The sequence below is a fragment of the Dechloromonas sp. HYN0024 genome, assembly GCF_003441615.1.
GTDB lineage: Bacteria > Pseudomonadota > Gammaproteobacteria > Burkholderiales > Rhodocyclaceae > Azonexus.
Map to the genome: position 1 here is coordinate 2,142,420 of NZ_CP031842.1, position 23,136 is coordinate 2,165,555.

A 23,136-nucleotide genomic window follows, 5' to 3' on the forward strand; every position below is an offset into this window, starting at 1 on the left:
GGCGACTTGCAAAGCAAATTTCAAAACAAAACGCTTATGAATCAGCCAACTCCGCCATTTTTGGCGCAACCACATCCTTCTTGGACAGTAGAGGTTTCCCTTGCAGATGCCAATTAATAGCCAAATCACAATCATCCCACCGAATGCAGCGTTCATGCTCCGGTGAGTAGTAGTCGGTCGTCTTGTAGAGAAATTCAGCAGTTTCCGAGAGCGTCAGGAAGCCATGTGCAAACCCGGCCGGAATCCATAGCTGTTTCTTATTCTCGCCACTAAGGACTTCCCCCACCCACTGCCCATAAGTTGCGGAATTTTTCCGGATGTCGACCGCCACATCGAAGACTTCGCCTTGAATAACACGGACCAGCTTGCCCTGCGCCTTGGGTGGCAGTTGATAATGCAGACCACGCAGGACGTTCTTCGCACTCTTGGAGTGGTTGTCCTGGACGAAGGTGATCTCCTGCCCGACGGCTTCGTTAAATGCCTTCTGGTTGAAGCTTTCGAAGAAAAACCCGCGCTCATCACCGAATACTTTGGGTTCGATGATCAGAACATCGGAAATACGGGTCGGCGTCACTTTCATCAGTAAACCTTTTCTTTCAGCAAGCTGAGCAGGTACTGACCGTAGCCGGTCTTGGCATAGCTTTGGGCCAGTTGCTCGAGCTTTTCATCATTGACCCATTTCTGGCGCCAGGCAATTTCTTCAGGGCATGCCACTTTCAGCCCCTGGCGCTTTTCGATGGTAGCAATGAACTGGCCTGCTTCGAGCAGGCTATCGTGGGTCCCGGTATCAAGCCAGGCGTAGCCACGGCCCATAATTTCGACATTGAGACTACCTTGTTCGAGGTAGAGACGATTGAGGTCTGTGATCTCAAGTTCGCCACGGGCTGAGGGCTTGAGGTTGCGGGCGAGGTCGACGACCTGATTGTCGTAGAAATAAAGCCCGGTTACGGCGTAGTTGGATTTCGGCTGCTTCGGCTTTTCTTCGAGGCTGAGTACCTTGCCATCAGGTGCAAAGTCGGCGACACCGTAACGCTCGGGGTCTTGCACGTGGTAGGCAAAGACCGTAGCCCCGGCGTCTCGTTGATCAGCGTTGCCAAGGATTTGATGGAAATCGTTACCGTAGAAAATGTTGTCGCCGAGCACCAATGCAGAAGGGCTATTGCCGACAAAATCAGCACCCAGGATGAATGCCTGGGCGAGACCATCCGGGCTGGGCTGGACGGTATATTGGAGATTGATGCCCCACTGGCTGCCATCGCCGAGCAGTTGCTCGAAGCGCGGGGTGTCCTGCGGGGTGGAGATGATCAGGATATCCCGGATGCCGGCCAGCATGAGCGTGGTCAGCGGATAGTAGATCATCGGCTTGTCGTAGATCGGCAGCAGTTGCTTGGAAACCGAGAGGGTAGCCGGGTAGAGGCGTGTGCCGGATCCACCGGCGAGGATGATGCCTTTGCGGGCCGTCATGCGGCACGCTTGATAAGCTTAGTCATTTCTAAAATCCTTTGCGGTGCGAGTTCCAGGCCATTTGGCCATGCCATGGCACCAGCCTCGATAAAAGCACGGGCCATATATTCGTCATCCCCCAATCGGAGTAACAAAGAACCTTGGCGATTAGCCAGATAGGCATTCAGATCAAACAAACCTTCAGACCCATCTGAAAATACTAAGGAAAATTGCCCGATTCCGAGATAGTTGAGACTCAACAGGCTAATCATCGTGATCTGCACCTTGAATTCTATCAAGTGGTTCAAAGTGTTGTGCCTTTGCCCAATTTTGCATCAATTCGCCCTGATGTTTCAGACACCATTCCTTGACGATAGCTGCCGCTTTTTTTGGCAAATTACCTCTCAAAATATCGCCTGTTTCTATGGAAACGAACGCTCAAAATCCTTGATATTCGACATGAACATGCGGCGGTGGATGATCGTCGTGCCACATCCGGATAATGATGCCAAAGAATACAGAAAGAATTGGCATGGCTATCAGGCACCGTACTGCTTGCCCACCCAATTCTGGTAGGCCCCGCTGGTCACGTTGTTCACCCAGCTCTGATTATCGAGATACCACTGCACCGTCTTGCGAATACCCGTCTCGAACGTTTCAGCCGGCTTCCAGCCCAGTACGCGTTCAATCTTGCTGGCGTCGATAGCGTAGCGGCGGTCGTGGCCGGGGCGGTCGGTGACGTAGGTGATCTGGTCCTTGTACGATTTGCCGTCGGCGCGCGGGCTGAGTTCGTCGAGGATGGTGCAGAGCGTATGAACCACATCGAGATTAGGCTTCTCGTTCCAGCCGCCGACGTTGTACGTTTCGCCCAAACGCCCTGCTGCCAGAACACGGCGGATGGCGCTGCAGTGGTCCTTGACGTAGAGCCAGTCACGAATCTGCTGGCCGTCGCCATAGATGGGTAGCGGCTTACCGGCCAGTGCGTTGTGGATAACGAGCGGGATGAGCTTTTCCGGGAAGTGGTAGGGGCCGTAGTTGTTGGAGCAATTAGTGGTCAGCACCGGCAGGCCGTAGGTGTGGTGGTAGGCACGCACGAGATGGTCGCTGGCGGCCTTGCTGGCGGAATACGGGCTATTGGGTTCGTAGCGGTTGGTTTCGGCGAAGGCAGGGTCGTCCTTGGCCAGCGAACCATAGACTTCGTCGGTGGAGACGTGGAGGAAACGGAAATTAGTTTTGGCTGCAGCTTCCAGCTTTCCCCAGTAGGCGCGCACCGCTTCGAGCAGGCGGAAGGTACCGACGATATTGGTCTGGATGAAGTCTTCGGGGCCGTGGATACTGCGGTCGACGTGGGATTCGGCGGCAAAATTGATGACGGCACGCGGTTGGTGCTCGGCGAGTAGCTTGGCAACGAGATCGAAGTCGCCGATATCGCCCTTGACGAAAACGTGCCGGGAATCGCCATTCAGCGAAGCCAGGTTTTCCAGGTTGCCGGCGTAGGTCAGTGCATCGAGGTTAATAACCTTCTCTTCGGACTGAGCCAGCCAGTCAAGAACAAAATTGCTGCCGATAAAACCGGCACCGCCGGTAACGAGAATGGTCATAAGTTCTCCACAACTTTTCCAAACTATAAGGTCAATTTCCGAAAAGTCCTTCGGATAATTTCGTCATCAGCATCATGCATCAAGGCGCCTTGCATCGACTTTCAATAACCGCGTAAGACACCGGGCAGCCAACAGACGATACTTAACCCTCGCCCGCCCAGTCCCGCCGAGCCCGCCGGGCAATCCCGAAGATTTCCTCAAGCCGTTCGCCATCATTTCGGGCCAGCGCCGTGCGCAATTCGTCGAGTTGAGCCCGGTAGCTATCGAGTTCGCCGAGCAGGGCCTCGCGGTTGGCGAGGCAGATGTCGCGCCACATCTCCGGATGGCTGGCGGCGATGCGGGTGAAGTCGCGGAAGCCGGAGGCAGCGAAGGTGAAGAACAGGTCGGCGTCATCGCGCACGGCCAGATCGTGCACCAGGGCGAAGGACAGCAGATGCGGCAGATGGCTGACGGCAGCAAAGACCCGGTCGTGCATTTCCGGTGTCAGTTCGTAGATGTCGGCACCACACAGCGACCAGGCCCGCTTGATGTGGTCGAGGGCTTCGTCGCTGTTCTCAGCCAACGGCGTGACGACAACCTTTTTGCCCTGATAGAGATCCCAGCGCGCCGCTGTCGGGCCGCTGTTCTCGGCGCCGGCAATCGGGTGGGCCGGGACGAACTGGCCGATGCGGTCGCCGAGTGAGGCGCGCGCGGCGGCGACGACATCGCCCTTGGTCGAACCACCGTCGGTGACGATGGTATTGGGGCCAAGATAAGGGGCAATGCGCTCGAAAATATCGGCCATCTGGGCCACTGGCGTCGCCACCAGGATAATGTCGGCATCCTCGATTTCGTGCGTCGGATTGATACCCGCCCGATCGATCACGCCCAGTTCCTGCGCCTTGCGCAAAGTAGCCGGGGTGCGGCCGAAGCCGACCACTTCCTCCACGGCATCGGCCTCCTTGAGGGCGAGCGAGAACGAACCGCCGATCAGGCCGGTGCCAAAGACAACGACTTTGCCGAATTCGGCCATCAGCTTACAGCGCCTTTTGAAGGGCTTCGAGGAAACGGGCGTTCTCGGCCTCGCTGCCGATGGTCACACGCAGCCACTCGGGCAGGCCGTAGCCACCAATGGGGCGGACGATGACGCCCTGCTTGAGCAGGCGCTGATTAACCCCGGCACCATCAATGGCGCGGAAGGTCACAAAATTGCCGTGCGAGGGAATGAACTCCAGCCCGAGACGCTGCAAACCGGCAACGATCTGTACCATGCCGCGACGATTCAATTCGTAGCTGGCCTGCAGGAACTCGTCGTCATCAAGCGCCGCCACAGCGGCAGCCAGCGCCAGGTTGTTGACGTTGAAGGGCTGGCGGACGCGATTCATCAGGTCAGCCACCTCGGCCGAAGCCAGCGCATAACCGACGCGCAGGCCGGCCAGGCCATAAATCTTCGAGAAAGTGCGGCAAACGACGAGGTTGGGGAATTCCTTGATCCACGCCGCCGTATCGACCCGCTCGTCGGGTGCGATGTATTCGTTGTAGGCCTCATCGAGGACAACGACGACTTCCTTCGGCACCGCTTCAAGGAAGGCGCGAACTTCCGGATAGGGCAGGAAATTGCCGGTCGGATTATTCGGATTGGCGATCCACACAATGCGCGTGTCGGGCCGGATGGCGGCGCGCATGGCATCGAGGTCGTGACCGTAGTTTTTGGCCGGCGTCGAGATCAGCTCAGCCCCGGTCGACAAGGTGGCCAGTGGATAGACGGCGAAGGCATGCTGGGCAAACACTGCCGAACGGCCGGGGGCCAGGAAAACGCGGGCAATCAGGTCAAGGACATCGTTCGAACCATTGCCGAGAACCACCTGCCCCGGCACCACGCCACAGCGCTCAGCCACCTTGGCGATCAGATCGAACTGGTCAGGGTAACGCTCAATACCACCGATCGCCGCCTCAACGGCCTTTTTGGCCTTGGGACTCATGCCCAGCGGATTTTCGTTGGACGCCAGCTTGAGAATGTTCTCGACCGGAATGCCCATTTCGCGGGCCAGTTCGGTCATCGGCTTGCCCGGCAGGTAGGGCGAAATGGCGCGGACGTAGGACAAGGATTGTTCTTGCAGGGACATTGGATTCATCAATTCAACGGTTGCGACAGGTCATAGAGGGTTTCCGGGACAATATCGATATTACCGGGCCAACAGACGGTACCGTAGTCGACATAGGCAACCTTGAAGAAAGGCGACCCCTTGAGACATACATAAGGTTTGCGGTCCATGTAAGGAGCCATGTCGAATACCCGTCGTTCTCCGTTCTCGAACTCGAGGAACAATTTATAGTCACCTGTCGCCCTGACATTGACGATATCGAGCAAATCATTCATGGCGAAACACTCACTGCAGGGGCGCGATTGGATAAGGTTGTTCGCCGGAAATAGCCAGTTCCCAGTCTGCAAACAGTTCATCCTTGTGAATTTCAATCCATGCCTGAACCATCTTCAACTGCTTGGGCGGGATACTGCCAGCTAGAATCCGACCATCATCGATCGCCACCAAGGCCTTCTGTCCAGCGTAACGAACATGGATATGGGCCAAATTGTGTCGCTCACCTGCTTCAAAAAGCATCGACACCAAGATTCCGTAGAACATGCTGATAGTCGGCATACGATTCCGATAAATTCAGTTCGAGAGCTACAGTTTAGCAGTTCAATAAACGGCAACCGGGTAGGACCCGAGAACTTTCAGATAGGCGGCATAGCCGGCCAGCTTTTCCAGCGCGGCCTTGACGGCTGGTTCGTCACGGTGGCCTTCGATATCGACGTAGAAAACGTATTCCCACAGGGCATTCTTGGCCGGCCGGGATTCCAGGCGGGACATCGACACGCCAGCCGTCGACAGGGGCAGCAGCAGTTCGTGCAGGGCCCCGGTGCGGTTCGGGGCCGACATGATCAGCGAGGTCTTGTCACGACCGGAAACCCCAGCATCGTGCTTGCCGAGAACCAGAAAGCGGGTCGTGTTGTTCGGCTCGTCCTCGATGTTTTCGACCAGTTTCGGCAACTGGTAGCGCTCGGCCGCCGCCTCGCCGGCAATCGCCGCGACTCCGGTTTCTTCGGCGGCCATCTGGGCGGCCAGCGAATTGCTCGACACCGAAATGCGCGGAATGCCCGGCAGGTTGCGATTGAGCCATTCGTGGCACTGGGCCAGCGACTGGGCATGCGAATAGACCTTGGTGATCTTGCTGAGGTCGGTTTCACGCGTCAGCAGATTCTGGTGAATGCGCAGCACCACTTCGCCACAAATCTTCAAGTGCGTACCGAGCAGCAGATCCATGGTCCGGCCGACTGCACCCTCGGTTGAGTTCTCGACCGGCACCACGGCGTAATGGGCGTGGCCCGATTCAACCTCGCGGAAGACATCGTCAATCGAGGCCTGTGGCAAGAGATTGGCGGCATGGCCGAAATGCTTGGTGGCTGCGCTACCGGTGAAGGAGCCGAGCGGGCCGAGGAAGGAAATGCCGAGCGGCTCTTCGAGCGACAGGCAGGCCGACATCACTTCGCGGAAGAAGAAGGTGATGTTTTCGCTGGGCAAGGGGCCGGGGTTGGCATCCTGCAAACGACGCAAGACCTGCGCTTCGCGCTCGGGGCGGTAGATGTGCCCGGCTTCACCGTGCTCGGCCTTGATCTCGCCGACCTTCTGGGCGCAGCGGGCGCGCTGGTTGAGCAGGCGCAGCAACTCGGCATCGATGCCGTCAATTTCGGCGCGCACGCCGGCCAGGGCCTTTTGGAGATCGTCGCTCATCAGCTCAACCGTTACGTTTGGCGAAATCGTTCATGAATGACACCAGCGCCTGCACGGCCTCCAGCGACACGGCATTGTAAATCGAGGCGCGCATGCCGCCGACCGACTTGTGGCCCTTGAGCGACACCAGACCGGCGGCCTTCGATTCGGCCAGGAAGGCAGCGTCGAGGTTGGCATTGGCCAGCACGAAAGGGACATTCATGGCCGAGCGGCAATCGGGATCGACCGGGTTGGTATAGAAGCCCTCCGAATCGTCGATGGCGTCATAGAGAATACTGGCCTTTTCGGCGTTGATGGCGGCAATACCCGGCAACCCACCCTTGGACTTGAGCCATTTGAAGACCAGACCGGCGATGTAAATGCCGTAGGTCGGGGGGGTGTTGAGCATCGAACCGTTTTCGGCCATCACGGCGTAGTCCATGACGGTCGGAATGGTCAGCGGCGCCATGCCGAGCAGGTCGCGATGAACGATGACCAGGGTCAGACCGGAGGGGCCGATATTCTTTTGCGCCCCGGCATAGATCAGGCCGAATTTCTCGACATTGACCGGCCGCGACAGGATGTGCGACGACATGTCGGCGACCAGCGGCACACCGGTATCGGCGATCCGCTCGGCGGGAATCTCGACGCCGTGGATGGTTTCATTGGTGCACACGTGCAGGTAGGCGGCGAAGGGGTCAAGCTTGATCTCATCAGCCACTGGCAGACGGGTGAAGCCGCTGCTCTCGGTCGTCGCCGCGCAGCGCACGTTGCCGATACGCTGGGCTTCCTTGTAGGCCTTTTTCGACCACGAACCGGTCACGATGTAGTCCGCCGAACGACCGGCCAGCAGATTCATCGGAATCTGGGCAAACTGTTGCGTCGCGCCGCCCTGCAGGAAGAGCACCTTGTACTGTGGCGGAATGTCCATCAACTCGCGCAGGTCGGCTTCGGCCTGCTCGATGATGCCGGTGAAATCCTTGCCGCGATGGCTCATTTCCATCACGCCACAGCCGGCACCGTGCCAGTCGAGCATTTCCTCCTGCGCCTGGCGCAGGACTTCTTCTGGGAGCGCAGCCGGACCGGCGCTGAAATTCCAGATGCGACTCATCAGACTTCTCCTGCTTCCGGTTCAGCGTCCGGGGCCGGGGCGACGACTTCACCTTCCGGTGCGATCTCCCCGTCGACCACGGCTTCCAGTTCGGCATCGGCTTCAACGACCGACTCGGCGACCTTCTCGAGACCGGCCAGCTTCTCGCCGTCATCCAGAGAAATCAGCGTGACACCCTGCGTTGCCCGACCCATGCCGCGAATTTCTGCAACGCGGGTACGGATCAACACACCGCCGGTGGTGATCAGCATGATTTCGTCTTCGTCATTGACCAGCTTGGCGCCCACCACGATACCGTTGCGCTCGCTGTCGGCAATGGCGCGCACGCCCTGCGTACCACGACCGGAATGGCGGAAGTCGGCGAGCACGGTGCGCTTACCGAAACCGTTTTCGGTAGCAACCAGCACCGTCTGCTGATCGCTCTCGGCAACCAGCAGGGAAATCACCGACTGGCCTTCCATCAGGCGCATGCCGCGCACACCGCGAGCCCCACGGCCCATCGGGCGGACATCTTCCTCGTCGAACCAGACGGCCTTGCCGGCATTGGAGACGAGCACGATGTCGCTGGTGCCGCTGGTCAGCTCGACGCCGATCAGGTAGTCACCCTCATCGAGGGCGACGGCGATGATGCCGGCCTTGCGCGGGTTGGAGTAGTCGGAGAGCGGCGTCTTCTTGACGGTACCCATGACGGTAGCCATGAAGACGTACTGGTCGTCGGAGAATTCCTTGACCGGCAGGACGGCGTTGATGCGTTCGCCCTCTTCGAGCGGGAAGAGATTGACGATCGGCTTGCCGCGGCTGACCCGGCTGCCCTGCGGCGCTTCGTAGACCTTGAGCCAGTAGCAGCGGCCCCGGTTGGAGAAGCACAGGATGTAGTCGTGGGTGTTGGCGACAAACAGGTGATCGACGAAATCCTCGTCCTTGATCGCCGCCGCCTGCTTGCCGCGCCCGCCCCGGCGCTGGGCGCGGTAGTCGGCGAGCGGCTGGGCCTTGATATAGCCGCCGTGCGACAGGGTGACCACCATGTCCTGCGGGGTGATCAGGTCTTCGAGGCTGAGTTCGTGCGTTTGCAGGATGATTTCGGAGCGGCGCTCGTCGCCGAACTGCTCGCGGATCGCCACCAGTTCGGTGACGATGATTTCGGTAATGCGTTCTGGCTTGGCCAGGATGTCGAGCAGATCGAGGATCTTGGCCATGACATCCTTGTACTCGCTGACGATCTTGTCCTGCTCGAGACCGGTCAGGCGCTGCAGACGCAGTTCGAGAATGGCCTGGGCCTGGGCGTCGGAGAGGCGATAGCCTTGCGAGGACAGGCCGAACTCGGGGGCCAGACCGTCCGGGCGCGAGGCGTCGGAGGCGGCTCGGACGAGCATCTCCTCGACCACGGCGCTGCGCCAGGTGCGCTCCATCAGACCGCGCTTGGCGTCGGCCGGGGTCGGCGCCGCCTTGATCAGGGTGATGATATCGTCGACGTTGGACAGCGCGACAGCCAGACCTTCAAGGATATGACCGCGTTCACGTGCCTTGCGCAGTTCGTAAACCGTGCGCCGGGTGATGACTTCGCGACGATGGGAGAGGAAACACTCGAGCATCTGCTTGAGATTGAGCAGGCGCGGCTGGCCGTCGACCAGCGCCACCATGTTCATGCCGAAGGTGTCCTGCAACTGCGTCTGCTTATACAGGTTGTTGAGGATGACCTCGCCAACTTCGCCGCGCTTCAGTTCGATGACGATGCGCATGCCCGACTTGTCGGACTCGTCGCGAATGTCGGAAATGCCTTCGATCTTCTTCTCGTTGACCAACTCGGCGATCTTTTCGATCAGCGACTTCTTGTTCACCTGATAGGGAATTTCGTCGACGATCAGCGCCTGCCGCCCGTTGCCCTTCTCCATGTCCTCGAAGTGGGTGCGGGCGCGCATGATGACGCGACCACGGCCGGTCTGGTAACCCTCGCGGACGCCGGTCATGCCGTAGATCAGGCCAGCCGTCGGGAAGTCCGGGGCGGGGATGTAGGCAATCAGCTCGTCAATCGAAATGGCCGGGTTTTCCAGCATGGCCAGACAGCCGGCGATGACTTCATTGAGGTTGTGCGGTGGAATATTGGTCGCCATGCCCACCGCGATACCGGACGAACCGTTGATCAGCAGGTTGGGGATGCGCGCCGGCATGACCAGCGGCTCGTGCTCCGAACCATCGTAGTTCGGCCCGAAATCGACGGTTTCCTTATCAAGGTCTTCAAGCAACTGGTGACCGATCTTGGCCATGCGCACTTCGGTGTATCGCATCGCCGCCGCATTGTCGCCGTCGACCGAACCGAAGTTGCCCTGGCCATCGACCAGCATGTAGCGCAGCGAGAAATCCTGCGCCATCCGGACAATGGTGTCATAAACAGCCGTATCGCCGTGCGGGTGATATTTACCGATGACGTCACCGACAATACGCGCCGATTTCTTGTACGCCTTGTTCCAGTCGTTGTTCAGTTCGTGCATCGCGAACAGGACACGGCGATGTACCGGCTTGAGGCCGTCCCGCGCATCCGGCAAGGCCCGGCCGACGATCACGCTCATCGCGTAATCGAGATAGGAACGCCGCATCTCGTCTTCGAGGCTGATCGGCAATGTTTCTTTGGCGAATTGGTCCATGTCTCACATCCGCACCGCTTGCGCGATGCTTATTAGTTGATTCAAGCGTAATTTGCTATTTTAACACGCTGCGTTCACCGGATAGACCCCGTTTTACATGACTACAACACCCCAAGTTATCGACCTGCTCATCGACGCCCGCTGGATCGCTCCGGTCGACGCCCCCGGCGTACTAATCAACCATGCCGTCGCCGTCGATCAGGGGCGCATTCTGGCCATCCTGCCCAGTGGCGATGCCCATGCCCGCTTTGCGCCGAACGAGCAGATCAGCCTGCCCGATCACATCCTCATTCCCGGCCTGATCAATTTGCACACCCACGCCGCCATGAGCCTGATGCGCGGACTGGCTGACGACCTGCCACTCATGGACTGGCTGCAAAACCACATCTGGCCGGCCGAAGCGGCACACATGTCACCCCAGTTCGTCCTTGATGGCACCCGACTGGCCTGCGCCGAAATGCTCAGGGGCGGCATCACCTGCTTCAACGACATGTACTTTTTCCCGGAAGCCGCCGCCACCGCCGCCGCTGAGTTTGGCATGCGCGCCATGATCGGCATTACCACCCTGGAATTTCCCACACCTTACGCCAGCGACGCCGACGACTACCTCAACAAAGGTCTGGCCGTGCGCGAACAGTGGCTGGACAACCCGCTGATCGGCTTCTGCCTCGCCCCGCACGCCCCCTACACGGTGGCTGACAGCAGCTTCGATCGCATCCTGACCCTGTCCGGACAACTCAATCTGCCGGTGCATTGCCATATTCACGAAACACGTCACGAAATTGACGAGAGTATCCGACTGCATCACTGCCGCCCGCTCGAACGCCTGCACCGGCTCGGCCAGCTCGGGCCGGGCTTCATCGGTGTTCATGCCGTCCATCTCGACGAAGCCGACCTGCAACTCCTGGCTGCCACCGGCTGCAACGTAGCGCACTGCCCGACCTCCAATCTCAAACTGGCCAGCGGCTTTTCCCCTGTGGCGCGGATGCGACAACTGGGCATCAATGTCGGACTGGGTACCGATGGTGCCGCCAGCAACAATCGCCTCGACCTGTTTGGCGAAATGCGCCTGGCTTCGCTGCTCGCCAAGGGCCTGACCGGCGACGCCAGCGCCCTGCCCGCCGCCGAAGTACTCCGCATGGCCACGCTCAACGCGGCCAACGCATTGGGACTAGGTCGCGAAATCGGCTCGATCACCCCCGGCAAAGCGGCCGATCTCTGCGCCGTCGACCTGGGCAGCCTCGACATGCGCCCCTGCTTCGATCCGCTGTCACATCTGGTCAACGTAGCCGGGCGAGAATGCGTCAGTCATGTCTGGGTGGCTGGAAAGTGTTGCGTAGACCACAAAACTTTACGCTTCAAGGAGCAAAACCACTTGGAATCAGCCATTGCACTATGGCAAAATAGCTTGGAATTCCGCCGGCAGCCTAAACATTTGCCGTAGTGCGGGTTAAAAGATTTCCAAATTTTCTTCAACGAGGGAAAACAATGATCAAGAATATCGCCAAGAAATCTCTGGTTCTGGCCCTGCTGGCCGGTATCGGTTTTGCTGCTGTTGCCCAGGAACGTGTCTACCTGATCGACCAGCGCGACGTCGTCGCCAAGTCCGGTTTCGGCCTGTGCTGGCGTGATGGCTACTGGACCCCGGCCGCTGCTGCTGCCGACAAGGCCGGTTGTGAGTGCGACAAGGACCTGCTGCCGAAGGAAGCCTGCGAGCCGAAGACCGCCGCCGCTCCGGCTGCTGCCGCTGCTGCCGCTGGCGTGAAGCCGTCGGGTGAGAAGATCACCGTCGCTGCTGACGCCCTGTTCGACTTCAACAAGGCTGTCCTGCGTCCGGCCGGCAAGGCCAAGCTCGACGAGCTGGTCTCCAAGGCCAAGGCCATCAAGCTGGAAGTGATCCTGGCCGTTGGCCACACCGACCGTATCGGTGGTGACGCCTACAACCAGAAACTGTCCGAGAAGCGCGCTGCCGCTGTCAAGGAATACCTGGTTGCCAAGGGTATCGAAGCCAACCGTGTTTACACCGAAGGCAAGGGCGAGAAGCAGCCGGTTACCGGCGACAAGTGCAAGGGCAACGCCAAGACCAAGGCCCTGATCGACTGCCTGCAGCCGGATCGTCGCGTTGATATCGAAGTCATCGGCACCAAGTAATTCGCCGACGCTTCATGAAAAGCCCCGCCCAGCGGGGCTTTTTCTTTTCCACCGAGTAATCCTCGAGCCAAAACTTTCGACTCCCCCATGACCCTGCTCAACGCCGATCCGGCCGAACTGGAAAAGTTTGGCGACCTCGCCCACCACTGGTGGGATCCAAACAGCGAATTCAAGCCGCTGCACGACATCAACCCGCTGCGCCTCGACTGGATCGACCAGGCCATCGGCCTCGCCGGCAAGCGCATTGTCGACGTCGGCTGCGGTGGTGGCCTGCTTTCCGAAGGCATGGCCGCGCGTGGCGCCAACGTGACCGGCATTGATCTCTCCGAGAAGCCACTGGGCGTTGCCAAACTACATCTGCTCGAAAGCGGCCAGAAGGTCGATTACCGCAAGATTTCCGTCGAGCAGCTGGCCGAGGAAATGCCGGGCGCCTTCGATGCCGTGACCTGCCTCGAAATGCTCGAGCATGTCCCCAATCCATCCAGCGTCATTGCCGCCTGTGCGCGCCTGGTCAAGCCGGGTGGTCAGGTCTTTATGTCCACCCTCAACCGCAATCCCAAGTCTTATCTTTTCGCGGTGATCGGGGCCGAATACATCATGCGAATGCTGCCCAGAGGCACGCATGACTACGCAAAATTCATCAAACCATCCGAACTGGCACGCTGGGCCAAACTGGCTGGACTTGAACCGGATGAGGTTCTCGGCATGAGCTATAACCCGCTGAGCAAGGTCTACTCACTGGGGACCGACACAAGCATCAATTATTTGATGCGAGCCACCCGGCAAGCTTGATGCCGGCCCCTTGGGCCTGAAAAACTCAGGCCAGCCGGGCCGAAATCAGCAGGTTACGTGGCGTCAGCTGGCGGTCGCAAAAGCTGCCCAAAGCGACCTGATAGCCTCGCCCGGCCATAAATCCGGCGAGATCGAGGGCGAGCCAGACTTCGATGGCCCGACGGAAGGCATGGCGGACGATCGATAGCCGCATGACTTCGTCCCGCCGTTGCCATCCGGCCGCCTCGAATTCTGCCGCGACTTGAATCGACGGCGGAGGCAAACCTTCTCGTTGCGCCATCCGCCCGAGAAAGTCGGCAAACGCAGCCCTTACCCAGGCTTCAGGGACCGGCTTGAAATTACGGTAGGCATCGCCAGTGACCGCTCGACGGTAGGCATCGAAGCCAAGTTTCCAGGCAATGGCCCGATCCCGCCGACGAGTTTCGCGGGGCGAGGCCGTCACGGTTTCGGTGACGGCCAGACGGGTGTCGTCGCGCGTCAGCGGCAATTTAAGGCCTGACGACAGAGGCTGGTAGTAATCGGCCACGCCACGGTAATAGCAGCAAGGTGCAACATCGAAACGGCCGACACCTTTATCGGTCCCCTCGCGGATCAAGCGACGATGCAACTCACCGCAGGCATGCAGCGCCACGGCGTGCTGCCCGGCCTGTGGCCAGTCAGCGGTTGCCAGGGCATCGGCCACAACAAACTGCTGCCGGATTCCGGCCCGACTGGCCAGGCTTTCACCGGCCTCGCACAGCGTGGCATCTATCTCCAGGGTATGTACCGGCATTCCGCCTGACAAGGCCAGGAGGCGGCCCAGATGCCCCTTGCCACCACACCAGTCGAGGACCGGCTGATTACCCCGACCGGCGGCCATGGCGAAGGCTTCGATCTGTTGCCGTTTGCGGCCGGGAATTTCCCAGGCCCAATGCACATCACGCTCGGGTAGCGCCGTTCCCGTCAGCGCCGGCAAAGCAATCAGCGGGACCAGCCTGGAAACGGTGGGCAGATGCCGGGCCAGCAGCACCAGGGCGGCACCGCTGTCATCGTTAAAATGGGCAATCTCGCCCTCCGGCAGTGCCATCAATTGCTCGTACAGGCCCGGCCATCGTTGGCACCACGAGGGGCGATACTCACGAAAGGGCTGCTCATGCCAGAGGTGGTGAAACGCCAGAAGCGCAGCATCCAGTGCCAACTGGCGCTCGGCGATATTCACTTGAGCGCAGCCCGACGCTCGCGGCGACGATAGCCAATAATGGCCGGCACAATAGCCAGGAAGAGGATCAGCCCGCCGATGCCAAGGGGCCAGAGCACCGGCCTGTTCCACTCACGCCGGGCAGCGATGCGATCCTGGCTATCGATGCGCTGATATTTGAGGATGTTGTTGCCGACATCACTGGGCTTGCGGTTCTTGAGCCAACGATGGCCGAGCGTATAGCTTTTTGGATGGAGGCCAAAGACCCAGGGTGAATCGTGATGCAGGATACGGTTCATCTGGCGGACGATGCCCAGGCGCTCCGGGGTGTTGTCCATGTTCTTCATGCGCAGGAACAGCCGGTCGAATTCTGGATTGGCGTAGTTCGAGGCATTCTCGCCGCCCTTCCCCACCTTGCTTTCATTGCCGTCGAGGAGGAAGAAGAAATTTTCCGGATCGGGGTAATCAGCATTCCAGCCCAGATAGTAGAGCTGGACGTTGCCTTTGCGGATTTTGTCCTGGAAACGGTTGAAGTCGGTGGAGCGGACCACCAGTTGCACGTCGATCTTGGCAAACTGCCGGGTCAGCCAGTCAAGTCGGGACTTCTCACCCATGCCGCCGCCCGTTGTGTCGAGATAGACCACCAGCGGCTCGCCAGTCTTTTCGTCGCGGCCGTTCGGATAGCCAGCTTCGGCCACCAGCTTTTTCGCCACCCCGACCGGCTTGCGCCTAGGCTTCCCATCAACCCAATCGTAAACCGTCCTGTCGATGCCATCCTCTCCCGCCTCGTGGCCGAAGATACCAGGCGGCAGCGGCCCCTGCGCAGCAATGCCACGGCCGTTCTGGAAGATCGAAATGTATTCTTCCTGATCGATGGCAATCGAGATCGCTTGGCGCAGCTTGGTCGGCCGTGGCGATAGGCCGCCGATCACCGGATCGAGCATGTTGAAGCCCATGTAGAACGTCGACGACTTGACCGACGTGAGCAGACGAATGCCCTTGTCGCGCATTTCGTCGCTGAGGGCCACGTCGCCGCCAACATTGACGCGCACGGCCTGATCGAAACTGTCCGAAGAAATCCCGGAGGCGTCGAAATAGCCCTGAAGGAATTTGTTCCAGTAAGGAATCGACTCCTTCTCCCGCGTAAAAATGGCCTGATCGAGGAAAGGTAGCGGCTTGCCGCAATCGTCGAGGAGGCCGGCCGCCCGGTCGCCCGCTTCGCCTTCACAGGGGTAGGTCTGACCATGAAAATTGGGGTTGCGCGACAGGACCATGCGGCGGTTCGGATCGTTCTCACTGAGCATGAAGGGCCCGGTGCCGACCGGCCACCAGTCCAGGGTCAGATTCCTCGCCGCCATGCCGGGCCTGGCAAAGAAGCGGTCGACCTCGCGGGGCACCGGAGCAAAGAAAGGCATGGCCAGCCAGTAGAGAAACTGCGGGTACTTGCCCTTGATGCGAACCCGCCAGGTGTGACTGTCGACTTTCTCGACACCACTCAGCGGGAAGGCATCGAGATCGAGCCATTCATCTGAAGGTCGGTCTTTGGCGGCTTTCTGCAGACTCTCGCCGAGTTCCCTGAGGCCAACGATCTTGTCGGCCATCATGCCAAAAATCGGGGAATGCAACCGCGGATGGGCCAGTCGCTTGATCTGGTAGATGTAATCATCGGCCGTCAGTTCACGGGTGCCGACGGCCGCAAAATCGGCCATCGTCTGCCTGCCTGCCAGCGGCTCATCAGCCCCGGCCACAAATGCGGGATGTGGCTGGAAGCGGATAGAGGGTTTCAGCTTCAGTTCATAAACGCTTTCAGCAATGCGCTCGACCGCCACATCGGGCGGCAACAGGCGGCCAGCCGTATCGTAGAAGCGCGGCACAGGTACCTGCTCGACGGTCGCCGGAATCAGCTCATAGGGGCGCTTGAGGTAGTGGTATTGCAGCGGCGGTTCGTAGATCTGCGCCGTGAAGGTGATCTCGTCCTCGGTGTAGGACTGGGCCGGATCAAGATGCTTGGGCCGATCAGTGAATGCCGTGTAGAGAATGTTGCGGCCAGCATCGGCAGCCGGGTAGGGATCGTTCCAGGCTTGACCGCACGCGGACAGCGCAAAGACGACAACAAGGCTCACACAGATTTTTTGCATGGAGAGAAGTTTAACAAATGCCTGCCGCAGCGCTTGACCTGCCCGGCGTGAATTGCCCACAATGGCTCAAACACGACAACACAGACAGAGAGCCATGCTCGACACCCCGATCGCCGATTTCTCCCTCCCTGCCACGAGCGGCACGACCTTCAGCCTCGCCGCCCAGGCTGGCCGGCCTGTCGTCATCTATTTCTACCCCAAGGACAGCACGCCAGGGTGCACCACCGAAGGCCAGAACTTCCGCGATCTGCACGCGCAGTTCCTTGCGGTCGATGCCGTCATCCTCGGCATTTCGCGCGACAGCCTGAAGTCGCACGAGAACTTCAAGGCCAAACAGGCTTTCCCGTTCGAATTGGGTTCGGATGGTGATGAAGCCATCTGCAACCTGTTCTGTGTCATCAAACAGAAGATGATGTATGGCAAGCAGGTCCGTGGCATTGAACGCAGCACCTTCGTCATCGACCGCAAGGGCATCCTGCGCCGCGAATGGCGCGGTCTCAAAGTTGCAGGTCACGCCCAGGAAGTTCTGGATTTCGTCAAAACCCTTTAAATTTCCAACCACCCCAACCTAAGGCCCATCCCATGCCGCGCAAGCCCGCAGCCGCCAAGAAGCCCGCCGTTACCAAGATCTTCGTCCTTGACACCAACGTGCTGATGCACGACCCAAGCAGTCTGTTCCGCTTTGAAGAACACGATGTCTTCCTGCCCATCATGACGCTGGAAGAACTCGACAACCACAAGAAGGGCATGTCGGAAATTGCCCGCAATGCGCGTCAGACCTCGCGCATGCTCGACGAGTTGCTGGAATCCAACGGCGACGACGATATCGACAACGGCATCGATCTCTCCGGCCCGTCGAAGAAACTGGCCAGTGGTCGCCTCTACCTGCAGACCGAGGCCATCAGCGCTGATCTGCCGCAAGGCCTGCCAACCTCCAAGGTCGACAACCAGATCCTCTCGGTAGTCATCCACCTCCAGAAGAAATTCCCCAAGCGGCCGGTCATCCTGGTGTCGAAAGACATCAACATGCGCATCAAGTCGCGCGCCCTAAACCTGCTGGCCGAGGATTACTTCAACGACAAGGTGCTTGAGGATACCGACATCCTCTACACCGGCACCCGCGCCCTGCCCGACAATTTCTGGGACAAGCACGGCAAGGGCATGGAGTCGTGGAAGAAGGACAGCCGCACCTACTACAAGGTGACCGGCCCACTCTGTCCGCAGATGCTGGTCAATGAGTGTGTCTGGCTCGAGAAGGACGGCTTCTCGGCCATCGTCAAGGAAACCGCCGGCAAGACCGCCGTCCTTGAAACACTGATCGACTACACCCACCCGAAAAATGCCGTGTGGGGCATCATGGCGCGCAATCGTGAGCAGAATTTCGCCATGAACCTGCTCATGAACCCGGACATCGACTTCGTCACCCTGCTCGGCCAGGCCGGTACCGGTAAGACCTTGCTGACACTTGCCGCCGGCCTCACCCAGGTGCTCGAAAGCAAGCTCTTCGCCGAAATCATCATGACCCGCGCCACTGTACCGGTCGGCGAGGACATCGGCTTCCTGCCCGGCACCGAGGAGGAAAAGATGGCTCCATGGATGGGCGCGCTCGAAGACAATCTCGACGTCCTCACCCACACTGACGAAGCCAGCAGCGGTGCCTATGGCGGCGACTGGGGCAAGGCAGCGACCAATGACATCATCCGTTCGCGGATCAAGGTCAAGTCGATGAATTTCATGCGCGGACGTACTTTCCTGAAGAAATATCTGATCATCGACGAAGCGCAGAACCTGACGCCAAAGCAGATGAAAACCCTGGTCACCCGCGCCGGTCCCGGCACCAAGGTGGTCTGTCTGGGCAATATCGCCCAGATCGACACACCTTACCTTACCGAGGGCAGTTCCGGCCTGACCTACGTCGTCGACCGCTTCAAGGGCTGGCCGCATTCCGGTCACATCACGTTACAACGTGGTGAGCGTTCGCGTCTGGCTGACCACGCCGGCGAAGTGCTATAATCGCTGCAACAGTTAAGGGGCCGTGTCAGTGACACGGCCCTTTCGTTTCAACCACGGATTATTTCCGCCGGAGGAGTTTCTTGAAACGTCGCGATTTTTTGGCATCAGCCGCAGCACTCTCACTATTCGTCACCGACGCCTGGGCAGCCAGAAAGCCCGCCAAGGCCGCTGCCGGGAAGCATAAAGGCGCCGCCGGCAAGGCAGGCAAATCGGCAAGAAAAGTAGCCTCAAGGAATGATCGCCACAAGGGCAAGATCAGCTACAAGCCTGCACTTCCGGTTGCCCATACAGCTGACGACTCGGTCATCGAACGTCCGCCACAAGGCACGACTGCGGCCAAACTGCCGCCAGTCAAAGCAGCCGAGCCGCCGAATGAATGGCGTACCTTTGAAATAACGACGACAGTCACCCTGAAAAACAAAAGTGGCCCGAGCAAGCTCTGGCTGCCCCTGCCGCTCAATCAGGACACCCTCTACCAGCGCACCCTCGGCCACACCTGGTCGGGCAACCAGGCCAACGCCAGCATGCGCCGCCTGCCTGATGGCAACCTCGAGGTTTTCTATTGCGAATGGCCGGACAGCAGCGAGGCACGCCTGCAACTGACTACGCTGGTGACCACCGCCGACCGCCACTTTGATGTCACCAAGCGTACGGTGGCCCCGGAACGGGATGACATCCTGCACCGCAACCTGCAAGCCTCACAATTGATCCCCAATGATGGCCTGGCCTTCCAGCTCGGCGAACGCATCCTCGGCCGCATCAAGGATCCGGTCGCGCAAGCCAAGGCCATCTACGAGTGGGTGGTGGACAACACGATCTACGATCCCACCTTGCCCGGCTGTGGCAGTGGCGACGTTCGCCAGCAACTGATTCAGGGACAATACGGCGGCCGCTCGGCCGACATCAACGGCCTTTTCGTCTCGATCTGCCGCGCGATAGGCATTCCCGCCCGCTGCGTCTATGGCATGCGCACCGGATCGTCACGCCTGTTCCGTAGCCTCGGGCTGAGCAGCGATGATGCAACCCGCGGTCATCATGTCCGTGCCGAATTCTATGTACCGGGTTATGGCTGGATTCCGGTCGACCCAAGTGATGTGCGCCGGGCAGTGTCGATGGAGGTTCTTTCCGACCGCGACAGCAAGCTGATCTCGCTCAAGAAAATCCTCTTCGGCGTCTGGGAAATGAACTGGATCGCCTTCAATCTGGGCAGCGATGTCGTACTTCCCGGAAAGAGCACCAGCATGCCCTTCCTTCTCCTGCCGCAACTCGAGTCGGGCAGCCGTTACGATGCGGGCAATTCGGCCAACCTCCAGTACACCATCAAGACCCGGCAGGTGGCGCTCTAAGCGAGGGTCAGTTCTGCGAGTCGACGAAGCCGCCGCTCGCCAGATTCTGGAAGCGCGTGTATTCGCCGACAAAGTTGAGGCGCACTGTCCCGGTCGGGCCATTACGCTGCTTGCCAATGATCACTTCGGCAATACCTCGGTCCGGGGTGTCAGGCTTGTAGTATTCCTCGCGGTACATCATGAGGATCACGTCGGCATCCTGCTCGATGGCGCCTGATTCGCGCAAGTCGGACATCATTGGCCGCTTGTCGGTGCGCTCCTCGACCTTACGCGAGAGCTGGGACAGGGCGACGATGGGGACCTGCAACTCCTTGGCCAGCGACTTGATGGAGCGGGAAATTTCCGACACTTCGGTCGCCCGGTTCTCGCCCTGGCGATTGCCGCTCATCAGCTGGATGTAGTCGATGACGATGAGGCCGAGCTTGCCGCCGTACTTGCGGGCCAGACGGCGGGCCCGGGCACGCAGGTTGGCGGGAGTCAGACCGCCGGTTTCATCAATATAAATAGGGGCTTCATGCAGCTTGCCGAGGGCAAATGAGAGCTTGGACCACTCTTCATCGTTCATCCTGCCCGTGCGCAAGCTTTGCGAGTTGAGGCGACCAATCGAGGCCAGCATCCGCATGGCCAATTGGGCGCCGCCCATTTCCATCGAAAACACCCCAACCGGCAAACCGGTATCAACCGCCACATTTTCCGCAATATTCAGGGCAAATGCCGTCTTACCCATCGATGGGCGGCCGGCGACAATAATCAGGTCACCCGGCTGGAAACCGGATGTTTTCTGGTCGAGATCGATAAAGCCGGTTGGCACCCCGGTAATATCCGAGGGATTATCACGATCATGCAGCTCCTGAATCCGCTCTACAACCTGGGTTAACAATGGGTTGATGTGGATGAACCCCTCGCTGTGCCCGGCCCCGGCTTCGGCAATCCGGAAAATTTTTGACTCGGCCTCATCGAGCAGGCTCTCGGCATCGCGGCCCAGCGGATTAAGCGCATCGGCGGCAATTTCATCAGCCGTCGCGACGAGCTGGCGCAACACCGAACGCTCACGAACGATTTCAGCATAGCGCTTGATATTGGCAGCCGATGGCGTATTGGCGGCCAGTTCGCCTAGATAGGCCAGCCCGCCCGTCTGATCCCCCTCGCCTGCGGCATCGAGTGCTTCGGCCACGGTAACCACGTCAGCGGGCTTGGCGCTGTCGAGCAACTTGCGAATCTGCCGGAAAATCCGGCGGTGCTCGTCACGGTAAAAATCCGTTTCCGCAACCTGATCGCCAATGCGGTCCCACGCCTGATTATCAAGCAGAAGCCCACCAAGCACCGACTGCTCGGCCTCGATGGAGTGCGGCGGGACACGCAGATGATCCAGGGTCGAATCGGAGATTTTGGGCTTGGACGGACGTTGATTCATGATCGCAGTTTAAATTAAAAAGGCCTCGCTAACGCGAGGCCTTTTGGCGTGGGCAATGACCGAAATTACTCGGCTACGACGGCCACGGAAATGTTGGCAACCACATCGGTATGCAGGGCGACGTCGAGCGGGAACTCGCCGAGTGCCTTGAGCGGACCGTCCGGCATGCGGATGGAAGCCTTGTCGACATCGAAACCGGCAGCCTTGAGGGCTTCGGCGATATCAACGTTACCGACGGAACCGAACAGACGGCCGTCCATGCCGGCCTTGCGGGCGACGGACACGGCGGTGCCGTTCATCTTGTCGGCAACGCCCTGGGCGGCAGCCAGCTTTTCAGCGGCAAGCTTTTCCAGTTCGGCGCGGCGCGATTCGAATTCAGCCATGGCGGCCGGCGTGGCGCGCTTGGCCATGCGTTGCGGAATCAGGAAATTACGGGCGTAGCCGTCCTTGACCTTGACGACATCGCCGAGGTTACCGAGGTTAACAACCTTTTCGAGCAGAATGATTTGCATGTTTCGTCTCCTCGAAAATTATTGATGGTTGTCGGTGTAAGGCAGCAGGGCCATGAAGCGGGCGCGCTTGATAGCGGTGCCCAGCTGGCGCTGGTAGCCGGCCTTGGTGCCGGTCAGACGAGCCGGCATGATCTTGGCGTTTTCCTGGATGAATTCCTTGAGGACATCCACATCCTTGTAGTCGATCTGTTCGACCTTTTCAGCCGTGAAGCGGCAGAACTTGCGACGCTTGAACAGGCCGCCACCGCGCTTCTTTTTCTTGTCGTCATCCTTCTTCTTGAAGAATCGAGCCATTTTCGTTTCCTTCCAAAAATTCGAGTGTATTCACATGCAGTACGGGCGCTTTGCTGTTGCGACTCTTGGCAGCCAGAAATCCGGTCAGTTTGACCGCTCCCCCGAGGGGTGCTGCCTGCAGCCAGCGGGCGTTTTCACCCAGGGCCACGACAGCGATTTCCACTTCCACCAGGCGCTCCACACCACTTTCGATCTGCGAGGAACTGTGTTGCAGCCATCCTTCGCTAACCGCTACTCCGGCTGGTGTGTAACGCAAAGCCTTGCGTTCGACCAGTTTTCCCGAGAGTGTGATGCAGTTCAGCCGCTATTTCCCGTACGGAGTCTTAGGCAGCAGCCGCTTCAGCCTGCACAGCCGGAGCTGCATCGCCAGGCATCATCGACTTGGACTTCTCTTCCTTCATCATCGGGGAAGGAGTCGTCACAGCCGCTTTCATCTTGACGGTCAGGTGGCGCAGCACAGCGTCGTTGAACTTGAACGAATGTTCGAGTTCGTTCAGCGTTTCGCCGTCGCACTCGATGTTCATCAGAACGTAGTGAGCCTTGTGGATCTTCTGGATCGGGTAAGCCAGTTGACGGCGGCCCCAGTCTTCCAGACGATGAATGGTGCCGTTCTTGGCGGCAACAATGGCGCGATAGCGCTCGACCATGCCGGGCACTTGTTCGCTTTGGTCCGGATGGACGATAAAGCAGATTTCGTAATGGCGCATGCAATCTCCTTTTGGGATAAACCCTCCGCCATGCGGGTGCGGT

The 23,136-nt window shown here is 59.3% G+C and carries 24 protein-coding genes and 1 pseudogene; 6 read left to right on the plus strand and 19 right to left on the minus strand.

Annotation, left to right across the window (positions count from 1 at the left end):
• Positions 1-34 precede the first annotated feature (34 nt).
• The 12 genes and pseudogenes from rfbC to gyrA form a co-directional block, all read right to left on the minus strand.
• A complete protein-coding gene (gene rfbC / locus HYN24_RS10255) occupies positions 35-580 on the minus strand; it encodes a dTDP-4-dehydrorhamnose 3,5-epimerase (RefSeq protein WP_117609158.1) in 546 nt (181 codons plus the stop codon).
• A complete protein-coding gene (gene rfbA / locus HYN24_RS10260) occupies positions 580-1,464 on the minus strand; it encodes a glucose-1-phosphate thymidylyltransferase RfbA (RefSeq protein WP_117609159.1) in 885 nt (294 codons plus the stop codon). The genes rfbC and rfbA overlap by 1 nt, the downstream gene beginning before the upstream one ends.
• Entirely contained in the window at positions 1,461-1,715 is a 255-nt protein-coding gene (locus HYN24_RS10265) for a DUF2442 domain-containing protein (protein WP_117609160.1), read from the minus strand. The genes rfbA and HYN24_RS10265 overlap by 4 nt, the downstream gene beginning before the upstream one ends.
• Positions 1,708-1,977: pseudogene (locus tag HYN24_RS16145) on the minus strand (DUF4160 domain-containing protein). Before HYN24_RS16145 ends, HYN24_RS10265 begins: the two are co-directional and overlap by 8 nt.
• Positions 1,978-1,982: 5 nt before the next feature.
• Positions 1,983-3,044 (minus strand): dTDP-glucose 4,6-dehydratase, encoded by a 1,062-nt coding sequence (gene rfbB / locus HYN24_RS10275; RefSeq protein ID WP_117609161.1) that lies wholly within the window; start codon positions 3,042-3,044, stop codon positions 1,983-1,985.
• Between the two features lie 142 nt (positions 3,045-3,186).
• Positions 3,187-4,056 (minus strand): prephenate dehydrogenase/arogenate dehydrogenase family protein, encoded by an 870-nt coding sequence (locus HYN24_RS10280; RefSeq protein ID WP_117609162.1) that lies wholly within the window; start codon positions 4,054-4,056, stop codon positions 3,187-3,189.
• Between the two features lie 4 nt (positions 4,057-4,060).
• Positions 4,061-5,149 carry a histidinol-phosphate transaminase gene (gene hisC, locus HYN24_RS10285; RefSeq protein ID WP_117610319.1) on the minus strand — a complete coding sequence of 363 codons (1,089 nt, stop codon included), beginning with the start codon at positions 5,147-5,149 and terminating at the stop codon, positions 4,061-4,063.
• An 8-nt stretch (positions 5,150-5,157) separates the two neighbouring features.
• Complete coding sequence (locus HYN24_RS10290; RefSeq protein WP_117609163.1) at positions 5,158-5,403, minus strand: DUF2442 domain-containing protein; 246 nt, start codon at positions 5,401-5,403, stop codon at positions 5,158-5,160.
• A gap of 10 nt (positions 5,404-5,413) precedes the next feature.
• Positions 5,414-5,668 carry a DUF4160 domain-containing protein gene (locus tag HYN24_RS10295; RefSeq protein ID WP_205421377.1) on the minus strand — a complete coding sequence of 85 codons (255 nt, stop codon included), beginning with the start codon at positions 5,666-5,668 and terminating at the stop codon, positions 5,414-5,416.
• 57 nt (positions 5,669-5,725) lie between these two features.
• Positions 5,726-6,817: a prephenate dehydratase gene (pheA, locus tag HYN24_RS10300; RefSeq protein WP_117609165.1), complete on the minus strand. Its 1,092-nt coding sequence runs from the start codon at positions 6,815-6,817 to the stop codon at positions 5,726-5,728.
• 4 nt (positions 6,818-6,821) lie between these two features.
• Positions 6,822-7,907, minus strand: coding sequence for a 3-phosphoserine/phosphohydroxythreonine transaminase (serC, locus tag HYN24_RS10305; RefSeq protein ID WP_117609166.1), 1,086 nt, complete (start codon positions 7,905-7,907; stop codon positions 6,822-6,824).
• A complete protein-coding gene (gene gyrA, locus HYN24_RS10310; protein WP_117609167.1) occupies positions 7,907-10,549 on the minus strand; it encodes a DNA gyrase subunit A in 2,643 nt (880 codons plus the stop codon). The genes serC and gyrA overlap by 1 nt, the downstream gene beginning before the upstream one ends.
• A gap of 97 nt (positions 10,550-10,646) precedes the next feature.
• On the opposite strand from gyrA, the gene HYN24_RS10315 reads away from it, so the two are divergent.
• The 3 genes from HYN24_RS10315 (at position 10,647) to ubiG (ending at position 13,492) form a co-directional block, all read left to right on the plus strand.
• Complete coding sequence (locus HYN24_RS10315) at positions 10,647-11,993, plus strand: TRZ/ATZ family hydrolase (RefSeq protein ID WP_117609168.1); 1,347 nt, start codon at positions 10,647-10,649, stop codon at positions 11,991-11,993.
• Positions 11,994-12,037: 44 nt separating this feature from the next.
• Positions 12,038-12,700 carry an OmpA family protein gene (locus HYN24_RS10320; protein ID WP_117609169.1) on the plus strand — a complete coding sequence of 221 codons (663 nt, stop codon included), beginning with the start codon at positions 12,038-12,040 and terminating at the stop codon, positions 12,698-12,700.
• Between the two features lie 87 nt (positions 12,701-12,787).
• Entirely contained in the window at positions 12,788-13,492 is a 705-nt protein-coding gene (ubiG, locus tag HYN24_RS10325) for a bifunctional 2-polyprenyl-6-hydroxyphenol methylase/3-demethylubiquinol 3-O-methyltransferase UbiG (protein ID WP_117609170.1), read from the plus strand.
• 25 nt (positions 13,493-13,517) lie between these two features.
• On the opposite strand, the gene HYN24_RS10330 is transcribed toward ubiG, so the two are convergent.
• Complete coding sequence (locus HYN24_RS10330) at positions 13,518-14,690, minus strand: methyltransferase (RefSeq protein WP_240327653.1); 1,173 nt, start codon at positions 14,688-14,690, stop codon at positions 13,518-13,520.
• A complete protein-coding gene (locus HYN24_RS10335) occupies positions 14,687-16,807 on the minus strand; it encodes an ABC transporter substrate-binding protein (protein WP_205421378.1) in 2,121 nt (706 codons plus the stop codon). Before HYN24_RS10335 ends, HYN24_RS10330 begins: the two co-directional genes overlap by 4 nt.
• Before the next feature lie 94 nt (positions 16,808-16,901).
• Here HYN24_RS10335 and HYN24_RS10340 point away from each other — a divergent pair, with 94 nt between their 5' ends.
• The 3 genes from HYN24_RS10340 to HYN24_RS10350 all read left to right on the plus strand — a co-directional run bounded on the left by HYN24_RS10340 (position 16,902) and on the right by HYN24_RS10350 (position 20,166).
• Positions 16,902-17,357, plus strand: coding sequence for a peroxiredoxin (locus HYN24_RS10340; protein WP_117609171.1), 456 nt, complete (start codon positions 16,902-16,904; stop codon positions 17,355-17,357).
• Positions 17,358-17,389: 32 nt separating this feature from the next.
• Positions 17,390-18,820 (plus strand): PhoH family protein, encoded by a 1,431-nt coding sequence (locus tag HYN24_RS10345; protein ID WP_117609172.1) that lies wholly within the window; start codon positions 17,390-17,392, stop codon positions 18,818-18,820.
• Positions 18,821-18,900: 80 nt separating this feature from the next.
• Entirely contained in the window at positions 18,901-20,166 is a 1,266-nt protein-coding gene (locus HYN24_RS10350; protein WP_117609173.1) for a transglutaminase-like domain-containing protein, read from the plus strand.
• Between the two features lie 7 nt (positions 20,167-20,173).
• On the opposite strand, the gene dnaB is transcribed toward HYN24_RS10350, so the two are convergent.
• The 5 genes from dnaB to rpsF form a co-directional block, all read right to left on the minus strand.
• A complete protein-coding gene (gene dnaB / locus HYN24_RS10355; protein ID WP_117609174.1) occupies positions 20,174-21,580 on the minus strand; it encodes a replicative DNA helicase in 1,407 nt (468 codons plus the stop codon).
• 65 nt (positions 21,581-21,645) lie between these two features.
• A complete protein-coding gene (gene rplI / locus HYN24_RS10360) occupies positions 21,646-22,092 on the minus strand; it encodes a 50S ribosomal protein L9 (protein ID WP_117609175.1) in 447 nt (148 codons plus the stop codon).
• Between the two features lie 18 nt (positions 22,093-22,110).
• On the minus strand, positions 22,111-22,386 hold the full coding sequence (gene rpsR, locus HYN24_RS10365) for a 30S ribosomal protein S18 (protein WP_011286983.1): 276 nt from the start codon (positions 22,384-22,386) through the stop codon (positions 22,111-22,113).
• Positions 22,358-22,687, minus strand: a complete 330-nt coding sequence (gene priB / locus HYN24_RS10370; RefSeq protein WP_117609176.1) for a primosomal replication protein N — start codon at positions 22,685-22,687, stop codon at positions 22,358-22,360. The genes rpsR and priB overlap by 29 nt, the downstream gene beginning before the upstream one ends.
• Positions 22,688-22,709: 22 nt before the next feature.
• Positions 22,710-23,093, minus strand: a complete 384-nt coding sequence (gene rpsF / locus HYN24_RS10375) for a 30S ribosomal protein S6 (protein ID WP_117609177.1) — start codon at positions 23,091-23,093, stop codon at positions 22,710-22,712.
• Positions 23,094-23,136 lie beyond the last annotated feature (43 nt).

Bases quoted from the DNA above. Each gene is read 5' to 3' on its own strand.
- hisC (WP_117610319.1), bottom strand. From the start codon at position 5,149: ATGTCCCTGCAAGAACAATCCTTGTCCTACGTCCGCGCCATTTCGCCC.
- HYN24_RS10345 (WP_117609172.1), top strand. From the start codon at position 17,390: ATGCCGCGCAAGCCCGCAGCCGCCAAGAAGCCCGCCGTTACCAAGATC.
- rpsF (WP_117609177.1), bottom strand. From the start codon at position 23,093: ATGCGCCATTACGAAATCTGCTTTATCGTCCATCCGGACCAAAGCGAA.
- rplI (WP_117609175.1), bottom strand. From the start codon at position 22,092: ATGCAAATCATTCTGCTCGAAAAGGTTGTTAACCTCGGTAACCTCGGC.
- HYN24_RS10320 (WP_117609169.1), top strand. From the start codon at position 12,038: ATGATCAAGAATATCGCCAAGAAATCTCTGGTTCTGGCCCTGCTGGCC.
- HYN24_RS10265 (WP_117609160.1), bottom strand. From the start codon at position 1,715: ATGATTAGCCTGTTGAGTCTCAACTATCTCGGAATCGGGCAATTTTCC.
- rfbA (WP_117609159.1), bottom strand. From the start codon at position 1,464: ATGACGGCCCGCAAAGGCATCATCCTCGCCGGTGGATCCGGCACACGC.
- HYN24_RS10295 (WP_205421377.1), bottom strand. From the start codon at position 5,668: ATGTTCTACGGAATCTTGGTGTCGATGCTTTTTGAAGCAGGTGAGCGA.
- rfbB (WP_117609161.1), bottom strand. From the start codon at position 3,044: ATGACCATTCTCGTTACCGGCGGTGCCGGTTTTATCGGCAGCAATTTT.
- HYN24_RS10340 (WP_117609171.1), top strand. From the start codon at position 16,902: ATGCTCGACACCCCGATCGCCGATTTCTCCCTCCCTGCCACGAGCGGC.
- rpsR (WP_011286983.1), bottom strand. From the start codon at position 22,386: ATGGCTCGATTCTTCAAGAAGAAGGATGACGACAAGAAAAAGAAGCGC.
- HYN24_RS10315 (WP_117609168.1), top strand. From the start codon at position 10,647: ATGACTACAACACCCCAAGTTATCGACCTGCTCATCGACGCCCGCTGG.
- HYN24_RS10335 (WP_205421378.1), bottom strand. From the start codon at position 16,807: ATGCAAAAAATCTGTGTGAGCCTTGTTGTCGTCTTTGCGCTGTCCGCG.
- pheA (WP_117609165.1), bottom strand. From the start codon at position 6,817: ATGAGCGACGATCTCCAAAAGGCCCTGGCCGGCGTGCGCGCCGAAATT.
- gyrA (WP_117609167.1), bottom strand. From the start codon at position 10,549: ATGGACCAATTCGCCAAAGAAACATTGCCGATCAGCCTCGAAGACGAG.
- dnaB (WP_117609174.1), bottom strand. From the start codon at position 21,580: ATGAATCAACGTCCGTCCAAGCCCAAAATCTCCGATTCGACCCTGGAT.
- HYN24_RS10290 (WP_117609163.1), bottom strand. From the start codon at position 5,403: ATGAATGATTTGCTCGATATCGTCAATGTCAGGGCGACAGGTGACTAT.
- serC (WP_117609166.1), bottom strand. From the start codon at position 7,907: ATGAGTCGCATCTGGAATTTCAGCGCCGGTCCGGCTGCGCTCCCAGAA.
- HYN24_RS10280 (WP_117609162.1), bottom strand. From the start codon at position 4,056: ATGGCCGAATTCGGCAAAGTCGTTGTCTTTGGCACCGGCCTGATCGGC.
- rfbC (WP_117609158.1), bottom strand. From the start codon at position 580: ATGAAAGTGACGCCGACCCGTATTTCCGATGTTCTGATCATCGAACCC.
- ubiG (WP_117609170.1), top strand. From the start codon at position 12,788: ATGACCCTGCTCAACGCCGATCCGGCCGAACTGGAAAAGTTTGGCGAC.